This window comes from Acinetobacter lactucae, assembly GCF_001605885.1.
In the GTDB taxonomy this organism is placed as follows: domain Bacteria; phylum Pseudomonadota; class Gammaproteobacteria; order Pseudomonadales; family Moraxellaceae; genus Acinetobacter; species Acinetobacter lactucae.
On the sequence record NZ_LRPE01000006.1, the window covers coordinates 25,182 to 40,084 of the forward strand.

At 39.9% G+C, this 14,903-nt stretch carries 15 protein-coding genes; 9 read left to right on the top strand and 6 right to left on the bottom strand.

Annotation, left to right across the window (positions count from 1 at the left end; all coding sequences use genetic code 11):
* A complete protein-coding gene (locus AWW73_RS02710; RefSeq protein WP_016144086.1) occupies nt 1-390 on the bottom strand; it encodes a hypothetical protein in 390 nt (129 codons plus the stop codon).
* 106 nt (nt 391-496) lie between these two features.
* Between AWW73_RS02710 and AWW73_RS02715 the strand changes: the two genes are divergently transcribed.
* Together AWW73_RS02715 and ppa are read left to right on the top strand one after the other, a co-directional pair.
* On the top strand, nt 497-895 hold the full coding sequence (locus AWW73_RS02715; RefSeq protein WP_004795212.1) for an MAPEG family protein: 399 nt from the start codon (nt 497-499) through the stop codon (nt 893-895).
* A gap of 127 nt (nt 896-1,022) precedes the next feature.
* On the top strand, nt 1,023-1,547 hold the full coding sequence (gene ppa, locus AWW73_RS02720) for an inorganic diphosphatase (protein ID WP_002121243.1): 525 nt from the start codon (nt 1,023-1,025) through the stop codon (nt 1,545-1,547).
* 106 nt (nt 1,548-1,653) lie between these two features.
* On the opposite strand, the gene AWW73_RS02725 is transcribed toward ppa, so the two are convergent.
* Nucleotides 1,654-2,949, bottom strand: a complete 1,296-nt coding sequence (locus tag AWW73_RS02725) for an OprD family outer membrane porin (protein ID WP_062848681.1) — start codon at nt 2,947-2,949, stop codon at nt 1,654-1,656.
* Between the two features lie 964 nt (nt 2,950-3,913).
* Here AWW73_RS02725 and AWW73_RS02730 point away from each other — a divergent pair.
* The gene (locus AWW73_RS02730) at nt 3,914-4,726 is read left to right on the top strand and encodes a TorF family putative porin (RefSeq protein ID WP_031947143.1); all 813 of its coding nucleotides are present in this window, start codon (nt 3,914-3,916) and stop codon (nt 4,724-4,726) included.
* Nucleotides 4,727-4,769: 43 nt separating this feature from the next.
* On the opposite strand, the gene AWW73_RS02735 is transcribed toward AWW73_RS02730, so the two are convergent.
* Both AWW73_RS02735 and AWW73_RS02740 read right to left on the bottom strand, forming a co-directional pair.
* Entirely contained in the window at nt 4,770-5,648 is an 879-nt protein-coding gene (locus tag AWW73_RS02735) for a dihydrodipicolinate synthase family protein (RefSeq protein ID WP_062848682.1), read from the bottom strand.
* Between the two features lie 16 nt (nt 5,649-5,664).
* A complete protein-coding gene (locus AWW73_RS02740; RefSeq protein WP_062848683.1) occupies nt 5,665-6,441 on the bottom strand; it encodes an aldolase in 777 nt (258 codons plus the stop codon).
* 111 nt (nt 6,442-6,552) lie between these two features.
* Here AWW73_RS02740 and pdxR point away from each other — a divergent pair, with 111 nt between their 5' ends.
* A complete protein-coding gene (gene pdxR / locus AWW73_RS02745) occupies nt 6,553-7,986 on the top strand; it encodes a MocR-like pyridoxine biosynthesis transcription factor PdxR (RefSeq protein ID WP_062848684.1) in 1,434 nt (477 codons plus the stop codon).
* A 14-nt stretch (nt 7,987-8,000) separates the two neighbouring features.
* Here the strand turns inward: pdxR and AWW73_RS02750 are convergent, their stop codons facing one another.
* Both AWW73_RS02750 and AWW73_RS02755 read right to left on the bottom strand, forming a co-directional pair.
* Nucleotides 8,001-9,488 carry a YifB family Mg chelatase-like AAA ATPase gene (locus AWW73_RS02750; RefSeq protein ID WP_062848685.1) on the bottom strand — a complete coding sequence of 496 codons (1,488 nt, stop codon included), beginning with the start codon at nt 9,486-9,488 and terminating at the stop codon, nt 8,001-8,003.
* Nucleotides 9,489-9,553: 65 nt separating this feature from the next.
* The gene (locus AWW73_RS02755; protein ID WP_002121136.1) at nt 9,554-9,781 is read right to left on the bottom strand and encodes an accessory factor UbiK family protein; all 228 of its coding nucleotides are present in this window, start codon (nt 9,779-9,781) and stop codon (nt 9,554-9,556) included.
* 278 nt (nt 9,782-10,059) lie between these two features.
* On the opposite strand from AWW73_RS02755, the gene glnK reads away from it, so the two are divergent.
* The 5 genes from glnK to AWW73_RS02780 all read left to right on the top strand — a co-directional run bounded on the left by glnK (nt 10,060) and on the right by AWW73_RS02780 (nt 14,862).
* Nucleotides 10,060-10,398, top strand: a complete 339-nt coding sequence (glnK, locus tag AWW73_RS02760; protein WP_000780326.1) for a P-II family nitrogen regulator — start codon at nt 10,060-10,062, stop codon at nt 10,396-10,398.
* Between the two features lie 57 nt (nt 10,399-10,455).
* Nucleotides 10,456-11,850: an ammonium transporter gene (locus AWW73_RS02765; RefSeq protein WP_062848686.1), complete on the top strand. Its 1,395-nt coding sequence runs from the start codon at nt 10,456-10,458 to the stop codon at nt 11,848-11,850.
* Between the two features lie 163 nt (nt 11,851-12,013).
* Nucleotides 12,014-12,472: a transcriptional regulator NrdR gene (nrdR, locus tag AWW73_RS02770; RefSeq protein ID WP_000543541.1), complete on the top strand. Its 459-nt coding sequence runs from the start codon at nt 12,014-12,016 to the stop codon at nt 12,470-12,472.
* Nucleotides 12,473-12,487: 15 nt separating this feature from the next.
* On the top strand, nt 12,488-13,573 hold the full coding sequence (ribD, locus tag AWW73_RS02775; protein WP_062848687.1) for a bifunctional diaminohydroxyphosphoribosylaminopyrimidine deaminase/5-amino-6-(5-phosphoribosylamino)uracil reductase RibD: 1,086 nt from the start codon (nt 12,488-12,490) through the stop codon (nt 13,571-13,573).
* Nucleotides 13,570-14,862 (top strand): DNA adenine methylase, encoded by a 1,293-nt coding sequence (locus AWW73_RS02780; RefSeq protein WP_002121221.1) that lies wholly within the window; start codon nt 13,570-13,572, stop codon nt 14,860-14,862. The genes ribD and AWW73_RS02780 overlap by 4 nt, the downstream gene beginning before the upstream one ends.
* Nucleotides 14,863-14,903 lie beyond the last annotated feature (41 nt).

Here is a 14,903-nt window from a genome sequence, read left to right on the forward strand (position 1 = left end):
CTATATTTTATGGCTTTTCATAAACCAGCGGTCTATATAAGGGCGACCAATTCCAACCATTCCAACAAAAACAAGCATTGTGCCAAGTTGTAAGCGTAGATGAGTTAAATCGAGCTGACCATAACTTAAATAATTATCTGCTAGGCAATATAGAGCAATCACAATTAACCAGTGCCACAAAGTAAGTCGTTTAATACCGACTGCAATAAAAGTAATTGTTAATATGACAAAGGTACCAAGCGTCGATTGCCAATTCAGATTTGCACAAATTACACTCAATAAAAAAGCGACAATAGGAAGCACGATTTTTAATATACGATCTACCTGAAGTTGATTCTGTTTTTGCTTGTCTAAGACGTCAAACAATTCTTTTTGATCAGGTTGTTGCATACATGGTCCTATTAATGAGTGATGACAAGTGATTGCATAAAATTTCAGGTAAAAATGCAATGTTATGATAGCATGATCAACAGTATTTTCAGTGATGGATGGCACTATGCAGGGCATTAGCGGCATTATCTATATTATTTTAGTGGCATGTTTGCTGCCATACGCATTTACCGTAATTGCAAAGTTTACAGGTGGTTTTCAGCCTGCCGATAATCAAAATCCGAGAGCTTTTTTTGCTAAAACGACAGGCCTTGCCGCTCGAGCGAATGCTGTACAACAAAATAGCTTTGAAAGCCTACCTTTATTTTTAACGGCTATTTTGATGGCTGAATATATGGTTGTTCCAGAATATTTCATTCTGAGATTAGGTTGGGCTTATATTATTTTAAGAGTTATTTATGGGATCTGCTATTTAAGTAACTGGGCAACTTTACGTTCGATTGTTTGGTTCTTATCTATATTGTGCCCAATCTTCTTATTAGTGGTCACGATAAAACTGACTTGAGTGTCATTCTGTCATCATTCATATCTACTTTCGCATGGGCCCATTGTATAATCGGCATCATTTTGATGATATCCACGCTATAATCGAGTGGATTTTACATCTGACTTCATAACGAAAGAGTATTGATATGAGTTACAGCAATATCCCAGCAGGTAAAGATGCGCCAAATGACATCTATGTCATCATTGAAATTCCTGCAAATGCAGCACCAATTAAATATGAAATCGATAAAGATTCTGATGCATTGTTTGTAGACCGTTTCATGGGTACAGCAATGTTCTATCCAGCGAACTATGGCTATGTTCCAAATACTTTGTCTGAAGATGGCGACCCATTAGACGTACTTGTTGTAACTCCACATCCTGTTGCTGCTGGTTCTGTAATTCGTTGCCGTCCAGTGGGCAAATTAAATATGGAAGATGACGGTGGTATTGATGCGAAATTAATCGCTGTTCCACACGAAAAATTATCTCCACTTTACAAAGACGTTAAGGAATATACAGATCTTCCTCCGTTATTGATTAGCCAAGTTGAGCATTTCTTCAGTCACTATAAAGATTTAGAACCAGGTAAGTGGGTAAAAATCAGTGGTTGGGAAGGTGCTGATGTTGCTAAAGCAGAAGTATTAAAAGCAATTGAAGCTGCTAAATAAGCTTTAATTTATAAGCTCAGAGTTTCTCAATTGATATTCTGAGCTTAATAAAAAACCTACATCTGTTGCCAGACGTAGGTTTTTTTATGCTTGATAGATTTGTGAATTAGAATAATTTCACAGGAATATCAAGGAAGATACGCCATTCATTGGTATCGCCAATGTACGCATTGGTTTGATAAGCATCGCTTGCACGGTAGTATGAGTTACGAATACGAAGACTTGCATCTTTAGCGAAACCACTTTGAACTGTGTATTTCACTTGGTTAAAGAATTCACGTTCTTCAGCATCATCAGTTAAACCTTTAACTTTGATGTCCCAACCGTATACAAATGCAGTCGTCCAGTTTAGACCAGGTAATACACCTAACTTACCAAAATCAAGACTGTATTGGATTTGTGCAGATTTTTCATCGTTACCGATGAAGTCAGACAGGTAAGAGTTTGGTAAATAAATACTTTGGCCACCGTCAGCATTTTCCCCATAGTCATAACCGACATTACCACTGTTTTGTTGGTAAGCAACCATGATGTTGTGTGGACCAGTATTATAGGCTGTAGAGATTGCCCAAATATTGTTTTTACGATTAGATAGGTCATCAGTAGTTTGTGAATAAGTAGAAGCGCCTTCATCAAACTTAGTGTGATAACCACTGAAATCATAAGTTAATGAGCTGTCATTCGCCAATGGTTGTTTATAGTTTACATTAACGTAGTGACGTTCAAGTTTATCTTTACTATCTAAACCATAGTAAGATGCATTCAAATTATCATCAAACTTGTATTTACCACCCCAAACAATTGCACGATCAAGACGACGGCCGTCGGTATTAACTTGGTCAGAATATTGGTTTTTAGTGAATTTACCAGCAATTACTTCTAAATCTTTAATTTCATGGCTGGTTAACAATGTACCTGTGAAATACTCAGGCACTAAACGAGCAGTGTTACTTGCCAGAACAGGTAAATCAAGTACTTGAGTACCGTAACGTACTGTTGTATTCGAGAAACGCGCTTTTACGTTACCACCACCACGAGCCCAGTGATCATAAGCATCACCAGAGTTTTCTTTACCGTTCAATGTTTCGCGTGGAATCATATTATTACCAGCGTTATTATTTTCGCCGATTTTAAATGAACCATCACCAACAACGCCAACACCGAAGCCAACAATACCAGGAGTAAAGCCAGATTCAATATTTACGATTGCTGTTTGAGCAAATGAACTGGTGTCATCTACGCCATTTTTTTTGTCACGGCTGATGTAACCTGTACGGAAGAGAATAGAACCGTTCGCATCTTCAACAAATCCTTTTGCCTCACTTTGCTCGCTTGCCTGAGCTGAGGAAATTATTGCCGCAGAAATGAGAACTGCTAATGTAAGTTTTTGTGCTTTTAGCATATTTAAAGAACCTCATAAAAACGATAAATCCTGTGCCTTGTTATTGTTCAGGGCCTAGGATTTCCATCAATTGTATAAGTAATCTATAAAAAAGATATATTTTTGTTCATTTTATTTTATATATGCTATGCAGGATTTAATTAATGTGTTAGGGATTGTTTACTAAATTTGTGCTTGCTCTTTTATACTTAATATATTGTTTAAAATAAAAAAAGTAATTTATTTTTTAGTGGATTTTTCCCATTTATTTTTTATTTTTAGATCAAAAAATAGTTGATTCTTGTGTTCATTTTTTACTCTTTTTTGTTGGATATGTTTACTTTTTAATCTTATTTTAAGTTTCTTTTTTACTCAGTTTTATTTTTGTATTCTTTAAATTGTTACTATATAACGTTATTTTAAAAATGGAATGTACAAAAATAGATCACTAACAGTTGGTCAATAGAATATGTTTGGGTTGATCAAATTTAGTGCAATACATTGCTTGTATTTTGTGCATTACTCTTTTTATCCATATTGTTGCTTAAAAAAGACCCAAAATGGTTCATCAGTTTTAAATTAGAAATGAATAAAGAACTTTAACTGGTAGAAATGCTCACTCACAGACCATTACAAGTACTGCCTTCAAAAAATTTACGGACTTTTTATAGCCCGACTCTAGATTTAAATAGAGAGTTTACGTACATCAAATGAATACTTCCCCTCTCGATGATTAATTTCCGATAAGGGGTTTTTGTATGTTTATTGTTTTTAATACTACAATAATTTTGTTTTATTTTATTGTTTTTTATAAATATATATTTTTGAAAAATAAGCAGTATCTTAATTGTAGAACAAATTTGATCTCAAAATTAGTGAAGTGCATCGATAGCAAATTTGTACTTGGCACAGCAATTGCTAAAGCTTAATCAACACAATTTGTTTCATTCATATAAATCGTGCATTCATTGTGGGGGAGATCAAAATGATGAAATTTGCACTTAAGGCCTTGAGCCTTAGTATCTTTGCAGCAGGCTCAACCATGGCTATGGCTGAAGATGCACCATCTTTTTACGGAATCACGGCAACTGGTAGTGTGGCAGCGACCACAGACTATCGCTTCCGTGGTGTGACTCAATCATCAAATAACCCAGCCATTCAAGGTGGTTTTACTTTTTCTCATAAGTCGGGTGCTTATGTTGCGCTTTGGGGTTCAAGCGTTGACTTTAATACACCTGGTGTTTCAACTGAAACTGATATCTCGTTAGGTTATACCAACACCTTAAAACTGTCAGACACATTGGCTCCGACTTATGATGTTGGTGTGATCCATTATGGTTATATTGGTTCTGACTCAAAATTTACTAACCCATACAACGGTGATACTGGTTTTGACTTTACTGAGTTTTACGGGAAATTAACGTTTGCAGACTCTTTGTTTAAAGGCGATGCACTTAGTGTAGGTGTGAACTACTCTAACGATTACTGGGGTCACTCTGACGAGTTCTGGTATTTCAACGTTGGTTATTCAGCACCAATTGCAGATACAGGATTTACTGGACTTGCTTCAGTTGGTTATAACAAACTCAAAAACAAAGATTCTTTACTTGTAGTTGCAGGTGGGCCAGGTGAAGACGATAGCTATATCGATTATAAAGTCGGCGTAAACTATAACATTTTAGGTATTGTCGCTGAGCTAGATGTTGTTGGTACAGACATTAGCACTTCTGGCATGACTGATGCTGGTAAAAAACCTTACGATACAGGTTTAGTGTTTAGTTTAACTAAAACATTCTAAGTTTGAGTTTTAAAAAAAGCGGGTAAATAAACCCGCTTTTTTATTAGTTTTCTATTTCAGAAAGTAGCTGTTTTAATTGGTTAAGCTCAATATCCGCAGCTTTGGACAGAGGCTTACGTGGTGAACCTGAAGAGACACCTTTTAGCTGCAAACCTGCTTTAATCGTTTTAGGTAAGCCACCATTTACAATAAAGCGTAGTAGAGGAAGTTGTTGGTAAAATGACTTTTGAGCTTGTTCTAACTCACCATTTTTTACATGTTTAATGAGCTGTTGAGGTCTTTGGCCTAATAAGTTTGGCGCTGCTGTACACCAACCACTTGCTCCAGCACATAAAGCTTCTAAAGCTAGAGGGTTACAGCCGTTATAAAACGGAAGTTCTCCTTTTGAGAGTTCTTGAATTTTATGCATACGCTGAATGTCACCGCTACTTTCTTTCACCATCGTAATATTTGCAATGTTGTTAAACATGCGCACGATTAATTCAGGAGACATATCAACACCACTAGTTGCAGGGTTGTTATAAATCATAATCGGCAAATTCGTTGATTGAGCAATCGCTTGATAATATTCAAAAATCTCTTGGTCTGTTAGCTTCCAATAAGATATAGGAATTACCATAAGTGCATCTGCACCATAGCTTTGTGCGATTTTCGCCTTTTTGATGGCTTGATCAGTCGTGAGCTCTGAAATTCCAATAATGACAGGCACGCGTCTATTAATACTTTCAATTGAAGTTTTCGCGACTAAACACCACTCATCCCATTCAAGATAGGCGCTTTCGCCAGTACTACCTAAAGGTGCAATCGCGTCACAGCCATTTTTAATAAGTAAATCTAGCATTTCCTTTAAAACAACAAGGTTAACGTTGTTGTCATCAGAAAATGGGGTAACAGGGTAGCCAATAATCCCGTTTAGTTTCATGTTCGAAGTCTCTTTTTTAAATGCAGTCAGAATGTTTTTTCAAAGCTTTACGTGCGTAGTAAGCAAAGTTCACTTTGTTGCGCTTATCGGTAGAAACCCAGTCATGAGCTTCTGTTGCTAAAGCATGTGGGATGGGCTGGATTTGTCCGGCAGACATGGCTAGTAGTTGCAGTTGAGCTGCACGCTCAATTAAAAGCGCCAAGTTGCATGCTTCTTCAATAGTTTTTCCTGTAACCAGTTGGCCATGGTGAGACAACAAAACGGCACGGTTTTTACCCAGCGCAGAAGAAATTAAAATGCCTTCTTCATTACCCACAGGGACACCCAGCCAATGACCTACAAATGAGCAATCTTCATAAAGTGCGCAGACATCCATTTGGGAAATCATGAGTGGTATCTGTAACATCGACAGGGCAGCTACGTGGGTAGGATGCGTGTGGATAATGCAGTTCACCTCTGGGTGTTCCTTATAAATCCATGTGTGAAAACGGTTGGCTGGGTTTGCCATACCTTCTTGATTGATGGGTTCTAAATCTTGATTCACCTCAAGCAAGTTTGAGGCAGTAATTTCATCAAAGCCTAAACCGAAACGTTGGGTAATAAAGGAATCTTTATTTTCACTACGACATGTAATTTGACCTGCTAAACCAGCATCATGCCCATGGTCAAATAAAATACGGCAAGTCAATGCAAGCTTTTGGCGGTCAGTTAAATCTGAGTCGCTAATCCACTTTTGCATGTCTTGCTGTGCGTGTTGCATCAGGTCTTGTTTGTTTACAGCAGCAGTCTTCATCTCTTCTCCAGTCCAGTTGACCAAATTAAGTAGGTGAAGGCAGAATAGAAAACAACTGGATGAATCAATACATCCAGTTTTTATAAGTTATATGGTCCAGATGGGGCGAATATGCTAAGACCTTGGCAAATACATTTCCGTATCGATGAAAGAGAAGAAAAAACGGTTTTTCTAAAACTGACTAACTTGATTAGTCAGGAAATTTTAAGTGGCCGTTTAGTGCAGGGGACTATGCTGCCGGGGTCTCGTAGCCTGTCAAAAGAACTAGGAATTAATCGGAAAACCGTTCAAGCAGTTTATGAAGAATTAGAAGCACAAGGATGGCTTGTGACCCGTCCCCGAAAAGGCACATTTGTGGCGGATGTTTTGCCAGAAAAACAGCTTCAAATAGAGCCAGTATCTGAGCGAAAAGTTAATGATAAACCAATCATTCAAAAAGTGATTCAACGCCCACATAACGATGGTGTGCCAGATCCGAGACTGATTCCATACGAATTATTTTCACGGGCCTATCGTCACGCACTGATTAAAATTACACAAAACCAGTACATGGGATATGGTGACCCGCGAGGTATGGTTGAGCTAAGACAGGCTTTACAACAAATGTTGTCGATGGAACGTTTTATGAATGTTGCCGAAGATGAGATTTGTATTGTACGTGGTAGCCAGATGGGAATTTTTCTTGCCTCTCGAGCATTACCTAATCGGCAGGGCGTTATTGTCGTTGAGGAATTATATTATCCATCTGCTTTTAAAGCATTTCAATCAAATGGCTTTCAAGTGGTTTCTGTTAAATTAGATGAACAAGGTATTGTCATTGAAGATTTAGAACGGATTTTACAAGAGCACGCAGTTGCTGCCATTTATACAACTCCGCATCATCAATATCCTACAACTGTCACCATGATCATGTTTCGCCGTCTTCAGCTTTTAGAGCTTTCAAAAAAATACGGCTTTTATATTATTGAAGATGACTATGATCATGAATTCCACTATGACAGTCGGCCTATGCCACCCTTAGCTAGTTTGCCTCATTCTGAATTAGTCATTCATATTGGCTCATTGTCTAAAGTTTTTGCACCTGGCATTCGTTTGGGTTACATCGTGGCATCGTCACCAATTATTCAATCCATTACTGAAGATATTCTGTTAATTGATCGACAAGGTAATAATATTACTGAACTTGCGTTGGCGGACTTAATGCAGCGAGGTGAAATCAAGCGGCATATCCGTAAAATGAAAAAAATATATCAACTACGCCGTGACCATGCCTTAGCTGAGTTCCATCGAATTTTTGCAGAGAGTGTTCATATACAGCCACCCGCTGGGGGAATGGCTTTGTGGGTTAAATTCCAGAAACCATTTACTCAAGATCAGCTTATAAAATTAAAAGAATTTAACATTGATACAGAGCATAAGTTTAAACAGGAAGAATGTACCAATCATTGTATCCGTTTTGGCTTTGCTGCTTTATCAGAGAAAGAAATTACTTCCTTAATTGAGACTTTAAATGAAGCTCTTAATAAAAGAACAGCGGACTCATAATCCGCTGTTTTATCTTAAGAATGATTGCCTCGATAAGAGAGCGCTTCTGTAAGATGAGGACTTTGGATCATCTCACTTCTAGCTAAATCGGCAATGGTACGAGCTACTCGTAAAACACGATGATAAGCACGAGCCGACAGATTCAAACGTTGCTGAGCCATTTCAATCATGCGTTGCGACGTATTATCTAGAACAGCAAATTGTTCTAGTTGTTTTGGTGAAAGTGCTTGATTTAAACAATCTTGTCTTTGCATTTGTTGTTCATAAGCATAAATCACACGTTGTCTTACAGCCGTAGAGTCTTCAGCAGGTGTTGGATCTTGCAGTTCCTGAGCTTTTAAAGGCGGTACATCAATATGTAAATCGATACGGTCGAGTAACGGCCCCGATATACGGTTTTGATAACGTTTAATACTCTCTGGTGAACATTGGCAACGGCTGTCTTGATTAAACGCATAACCACATGGGCAAGGGTTCATCGCTGCAATCAGTTGGAAGTTTGCAGGGTAGGTAATTTGCCGAGCTGCACGTGAAATAATGATTTCTTTTGACTCAAGCGGCTGGCGCAAGACTTCTAATACTTTGCGATCAAACTCTGGAAGTTCATCTAAAAAGAGCACACCTAAATGAGATAAAGTAATTTCACCCGGTTTAGGATGTGAACCGCCCCCAACCAGTGCAATCGCTGATGCTGTATGGTGGGGCGCGCGAAATGGGCGCTGGCCAAACGTATGCGGTGTATTTGAAATAGAATAAATACTCGCAACTTCAAGCGTTTCTTGATTGGAAAGCGGCGGTAAAATTGAAGGAAGGCGTGAAGCGAGTAAAGTCTTACCTGTACCTGGTGGCCCTTTAAAGAGCAGAGAATGACCTCCTGCGGCAGCTATTTCTAGTGCGCGACGTGGGCGTAGCTGACCTTTCACATCTGCCAGATCAAATTTATAGGGCATTTGGTTTGAAGTCGTTGCAGGTTCAATCAAAGATAGCGATTTTGTGCCCAGAAAATGTTCACACACTTCTTTTAAGTGGTTCACCGGATAACATTCAAGGTCAGGTAAGTGGCTAATATCTTGACCATTATCAAGGGGAAAAAGCATCTTATGCTTGGCTTGTTGACACGCCATGGCCAAAGTTAAAGTACCTGACACTGGCCTTACATGACCATCGAGCGCTAATTCACCAATTAATTCAAAATCTTCGGCACAGTTTTCTGGGAGCTGACCAGACGCAATTAAAATGCCTACGGCAATCGGTAAATCTAGACGTGACCCATCTTTGGGCAAATCTGCTGGTGCAAGGTTAATGGTCAGCCGTTTAGTTGGAAATTGAAATCCACTATTAATAATGGCCGAGCGAACCCGATCTTTACTTTCTCTTACCGCCGCTTCTGCTAGCCCGACAATGGTAAGAGAAGGCAAGCCTTGACTTACATGTACCTCAACTTCAATCAAAGGTGCATGTAAACCTAAAAGTCCCCGTGTATAAATTTTAGAAAAAGACATCTTATTGTTCCATTGTGGTGCTTCATTTTTAATCGTTGTAAAGTATAAATGCGCTACGTTGGTGCTTATTTTTTATTCTTTAAAGTTTCTTCTAACAGACTGACTTGTTTTTGTAGCTCTTCTAAACGTTGATTGGCTGATTGAAGTGCAGTCTTTTGACGGTCAATCTCTTGTTTGGAAACAAGGTCTAACTTTTCGACCGCTTCATTTAATAATGCACGTAAATTTTTTTCCAAATCTTTTTTAGGCTCATCAATTTGTTCCAAAATGGCCTGTAGTAATGTTTCTAGCATGAAATATCCAAAGTGTTGTATTACCTTATAGTTTACATTTTAACACTGCTTGAACATTGTATACAGGCTTCAATTCTTTTAGTGCAAATAGAACATTAAAACAGCACTCAGCAATACTGAAAATTCATTTTATTTTTAATAGCTCATCTACATCTTGTTCACTAAATAGGTTATAAAGAAAGTTCATGCAAAAGATTCATTTCCCTCAACCTTTGAAATATTGGCATGAAAATTGAACATAAAACCTTACTGGTGAAAAGAAGCCGAAGGAAACAAACATGAAGCTTGTAACTGCAATTGTAAAACCGTTTAAATTGGATGATGTGCGTGAAGCGCTCTCTGACATTGGTGTACAAGGGATTACCGTAACTGAAGTTAAAGGTTTTGGTCGTCAAAAAGGACATACAGAACTCTACCGTGGCGCGGAGTATGTGGTTGATTTCTTACCTAAAGTAAAAATCGAGATTGCGATTAGTGATGAAATGGTTGATGCGGTAATTGAATCAATTACCCGTGTAGCAAGCACTGGAAAAATCGGCGATGGTAAGATTTTTGTGACTAACCTGGAACAAGTAATCCGTATTCGTACGGGTGAAACTGGACCGGATGCTGTCTAAATTGGCACAAAGCTTGCTGAGTAGAAAATAACTCGCAAATGAGGTTGGGGGACACGAATGAAAAAAATACTTATGGCGCTCAGTCTATCAGGCGCTCTTTTGGGTGGTACTGCCGTTTGGGCAGAAGAAGCTGTAACAACGCCAACATCGGAAGTTGCGGCTGCATCAACATCTCAAGCTGCTGTAACTACTGCAGAAGCACCAGTTGCTGAAACTCCGGCAGCTCCAGCACCGGCACCTACTCTTGATACGGGTGATACCTCTTGGATTTTAGTTTCAACCGCATTGGTTCTATTAATGACCATTCCGGGATTGGCATTATTCTACGGCGGTATGGTACGTAAAAAAAATGTACTAAGTACGATGATGTTCAGCCTTTCAGCTGCAATCTTGGTAAGTTTGCTGTGGGTGATTGCTGGTTATTCAATCGCGTTCTCTGGCACAGGTGCATTTTTTGGTGATTTGTCTAAAGCAATGCTAAACGGGGTAGCGTTTGATGCATTAAGTGGGACAATTCCTGAAAGTCTCTTTGTTATTTTCCAAATGACTTTTGCCATTATTACAGTGGCGATCCTTAGCGGTTCTATTGCAGACCGTATGAAGTATTCAGCTTTCATGGTGTTTATTGCAGTTTGGGTGCTCGTTGTTTACGCACCAATTACTCACTGGGTGTGGGCTGCAGATGGCTGGTTATTTAAAGCAGGTGCATTAGATTTTGCTGGTGGTACAGTTGTACATATCAACTCAGGTGTTGCAGGTCTAGTTGCTGCTTACATGCTTGGAAAACGTATTGGCCTTGGCCGTGAATCTATGGCTCCGCATAACCTGACTTTAACTGTAGTCGGCGCAAGCTTACTTTGGGTGGGTTGGTTCGGCTTTAACGGTGGTAGTGCTCTAGGCGCTGGTGCTCGTGCAAGTATGGCAATTTTAGTGACTCAAGTTGCTGCTGCCGCTGCTGCATTCTCTTGGTTAGTTGTTGAACGTATGATCCGTGGCAAAGCATCTGTATTAGGTGGTGCTTCTGGTGCGGTAGCTGGTTTGGTAGTGATTACACCTGCTGCAGGTTTTGTCGGTGTAGGCGGTGCTTTAGTCATGGGTCTTATCGGTGGTGTCGTGTGCTTCTGGGGTATTACTGCACTTAAACGCTTACTTAAAGCCGATGATGCTTTGGATGCATTTGGTTTACATGCGGTAGGTGGTATTGTCGGTGCGATTTTAACTGGCGTATTCTACAGTGATGAAATTATTAAAGCAGCCAACGTTGCATTAGCTCCAACATTCGCTGGCCAATTGTGGGTGCAAGTTGAAGGCGTATTGGCAACCATGGTTTACAGCGGTATCGCGACTTTCGTTATTCTTAAAGTGATTGATCTTGTGATTGGTATCCGTGTGAATGCTGATGATGAGCGCATGGGTCTCGATTTAAGCCAACATGGCGAACGTATTGAATAATCATCATTAATAATCTGCTGTCTTAAAAGAACAGTCTTGCGCTGTGATCAAAGCGATGTTTTGATCTTGCTCAGGACTGTTTTTTTGTCTTATAGAATGCTGGTTCTGTAAGTGTAGAAATTTTGCTACACTAGGTCAAAGTAATCGACCCTATAAATCCGCTATGCATTGTCCATTTTGCAACGCCGCAGATAGTAAAGTCATCGATTCACGTTTAGCCGCCGAAGGCTGTCAGATTCGTCGACGTCGTGAGTGTGTAAGTTGCGGTGAACGTTTTACCACTTTTGAAAGCTATGAAGTGGTAATGCCCCGTGTGATCAAATCGAATGGAAAAAATGAACCTTTCGATGAGGCCAAATTACGCCGTTCGTTAATGCATGCGTTGCAAAAACGTCCAGTCACACAAGAGCAGATCGAAACAGTTTTAAGTGATATTCAGTTGCAGATTCGCCGTTTAGGTGAGCGTGATGTGAAATCTAGAACAATTGGCGAAATTGTCATGCAGTCTTTATTTGCCCTTGACCATGTTGCTTACGTCCGATTTGCTTCTGTGTATCAAGATTTTCAGGATGTTGAAGCGTTTCGCCGTCAAATTGAGCAAATGCAGCAACGTGAACATTAATCATTTGAGATTTTTATGTCTGAGTTGAAACAAGATCAGTATTGGATGCAGCAAGCCATTGAACTTGCCAAACGAGGACTCTATTCGACCAAGCCTAATCCAAATGTTGGTTGTGTGATTGTCAAAGATGATCGGTTAATTGGTGAAGGCTTTCATCCTAAAGCAGGTCAACCACACGCTGAGGTTTTTGCCTTACGCGAGGCGGGTGAACATGCGCAAGGCGCAACAGCTTACGTTACGCTTGAACCGTGTGCGCACTATGGCAGAACCCCTCCTTGTGCCGAAGCATTGGTGAAAGCCCAAGTTAAAAAAGTGGTGGTCGCTTGTCCTGATCCAAATCCACTGGTTGCGGGTAAGGGTGTTCAGATTTTAAAAAATGCCGGAATTGAAGTAGAAGTTGGCATTTGTGAAGATTTAGCATCAAAACTTAATCAAGGCTTTTTAAAAGCAATGTCTACAGGCATGCCTTATGTACGTTTAAAAGTCGCTTCAAGTTTAGATGGGCGTACCGCAATGGCGTCAGGTGAGTCGAAGTGGATTACCGGTTCTGCTGCTCGTCAAGATGTACAACATTGGCGTGCGATTTCTGGAGCAGTGATTACAGGTATTGAAACTGTGATTGCCGATGATTGTCAGCTTAACGTGCGTTCACTCCATAATATTGATATCGAGACGGTTGCGCAGCCAAAACGTGTTGTTTTAGATCGCCAAGGACGTTTGCCACTTAACGCTAAGATCTTAGAGAATCCTGAAGCTGTGATGGTGATGGGGCCGTATCGTCAAGAACTTGCTGATTTAGGCGTGATACAATTAGAAATTCAGCCTTTAAAAATGCTGTTACAGACCCTATCTAAGCAACATCAAATTTATGATGTGTTGGTTGAGGCTGGCGCAACATTGTCTACTGCCTTTTTGCAAGAAGGTTTGGTGGACGAATTGATCAGTTATATTGCCCCGACATTATTGGGGAAAAGTGCAAGAGCCATGTTCAATGCAGAATTTGAATATATGGCAGAGCAACTTCGTTTTACACTTCTTGATGTGACACAAATTGATCAAGATATACGCTTAAGGTTAATCCCTACGCAAGAGAAAGTATGAATTCAGAGCCTTCGGTTTATCACAAACGTCGTCATGCAGCCCGTACGACAGACGAATATCTTTTCCATCAGCTTGTACCGTACTTGGGTAATAAGCGCCGATTGCTCCATCTAATTTTAGAAGCCCTTGAAATTACAGGGACGCTGAATAGCAAGAAAAAGAATCCACCGATTTTTGCCGATTTTTTTGCCGGCAGTGGCGTTGTATCTCGTTTAGCACGTCAAAATGGTTACCGTGTGATTGCGAATGACTGGGAACCTTATAGTCATGCTTTAAATCATGCGATTTTAGCTTGTGTAGATGCACCTGCTTTTAAAGAATTGGGTGGCTATCAAAAGGCAATCGATTATTTAAATCGTTTACCAGAAGTTAAAGGTTGGGTAACGCATAACCTTTGTCCACGTAACGATGATGTATACGATCCAACTCGTGACCGTTTATTCTTTAAACGTCGTAATGGTATGCGTATCGATGCAATTCGCCAGCAGATTGCAACATGGCAGGCACAAGGTGCAATTAATGATGTAGAGATGAGTGCTTTACTTGCGCCATTGCTCTATTCAGCCAGTTTTGTTAGTAATACGAGTGGCGTATTTAAAAGTTTCCACCAAGGGTGGGGCGGACGTACTCAAACTGCGTTAGAGCGAATTGAGTCATTACTTTGGTTAACACCGAGCCGTTTTTGCGAGATTGGTGATCGTAAACGTCCGGCTGCTGAAATGTGGTGTGTAGATTCACAACATCTAGCCAATCAAATGAGTGGTTTTGAAGTCGATGTTGCTTATCTTGATCCACCGTATAACCAACACGCATATAGTAGTAATTACCACGTTTTAAATGCATTAACTTTATGGGATCAGGTGGATTTACCTTCACCAGATACCAAAGGTTATAAGAGTGGTATTGATAGAGCATGGCGTAAAGAGCGTCCAAGCCCATATAACTCTTCTAAACATGCAAAAGATGCATATGAGAAATTACTTTCAACCATCAATGCGCGCTATATTCTGACCAGTTATTCAACTGATGGTAATATCGAGCCGAAAGATTTGCTTATGGCTAATCTGGAGCGGGGCAAAGTCACCTTGTTAACACAAGATGTTCCGCGTTATCGAGTGAGTAAACAACGACAGTCTGAACGTGCACGCGTACTTGAGTTTATTGTGATTACTGATACTCATGCCAAGTCAGGACCACCATTACGTCAGTTATTAGGCCAGCTTTACCACTTCGCCGAGCTAGGTGGTGTAGATACCTCAGGTAATAGTACACAGCTCGCACTTTGGTAAGCGCTGCAACTTAAGCAGTGTAAAAAGATTTGGAGATTGAG

What these genes read in the sequence shown, in the direction of transcription:
- AWW73_RS02735 (WP_062848682.1), bottom strand. Translation starts at nt 5,648, where the DNA reads ATGAAACTAAACGGGATTATTGGCTACCCTGTTACCCCATTTTCTGAT.
- ribD (WP_062848687.1), top strand. Translation starts at nt 12,488, where the DNA reads ATGTCTGAGTTGAAACAAGATCAGTATTGGATGCAGCAAGCCATTGAA.
- AWW73_RS02710 (WP_016144086.1), bottom strand. Translation starts at nt 390, where the DNA reads ATGCAACAACCTGATCAAAAAGAATTGTTTGACGTCTTAGACAAGCAA.
- AWW73_RS02740 (WP_062848683.1), bottom strand. Translation starts at nt 6,441, where the DNA reads ATGAAGACTGCTGCTGTAAACAAACAAGACCTGATGCAACACGCACAG.
- AWW73_RS02715 (WP_004795212.1), top strand. Translation starts at nt 497, where the DNA reads ATGCAGGGCATTAGCGGCATTATCTATATTATTTTAGTGGCATGTTTG.
- pdxR (WP_062848684.1), top strand. Translation starts at nt 6,553, where the DNA reads ATGCTAAGACCTTGGCAAATACATTTCCGTATCGATGAAAGAGAAGAA.
- AWW73_RS02725 (WP_062848681.1), bottom strand. Translation starts at nt 2,949, where the DNA reads ATGCTAAAAGCACAAAAACTTACATTAGCAGTTCTCATTTCTGCGGCA.
- AWW73_RS02755 (WP_002121136.1), bottom strand. Translation starts at nt 9,781, where the DNA reads ATGCTAGAAACATTACTACAGGCCATTTTGGAACAAATTGATGAGCCT.
- ppa (WP_002121243.1), top strand. Translation starts at nt 1,023, where the DNA reads ATGAGTTACAGCAATATCCCAGCAGGTAAAGATGCGCCAAATGACATC.
- AWW73_RS02780 (WP_002121221.1), top strand. Translation starts at nt 13,570, where the DNA reads ATGAATTCAGAGCCTTCGGTTTATCACAAACGTCGTCATGCAGCCCGT.
- AWW73_RS02750 (WP_062848685.1), bottom strand. Translation starts at nt 9,488, where the DNA reads ATGTCTTTTTCTAAAATTTATACACGGGGACTTTTAGGTTTACATGCA.
- nrdR (WP_000543541.1), top strand. Translation starts at nt 12,014, where the DNA reads ATGCATTGTCCATTTTGCAACGCCGCAGATAGTAAAGTCATCGATTCA.
- glnK (WP_000780326.1), top strand. Translation starts at nt 10,060, where the DNA reads ATGAAGCTTGTAACTGCAATTGTAAAACCGTTTAAATTGGATGATGTG.
- AWW73_RS02765 (WP_062848686.1), top strand. Translation starts at nt 10,456, where the DNA reads ATGAAAAAAATACTTATGGCGCTCAGTCTATCAGGCGCTCTTTTGGGT.
- AWW73_RS02730 (WP_031947143.1), top strand. Translation starts at nt 3,914, where the DNA reads ATGATGAAATTTGCACTTAAGGCCTTGAGCCTTAGTATCTTTGCAGCA.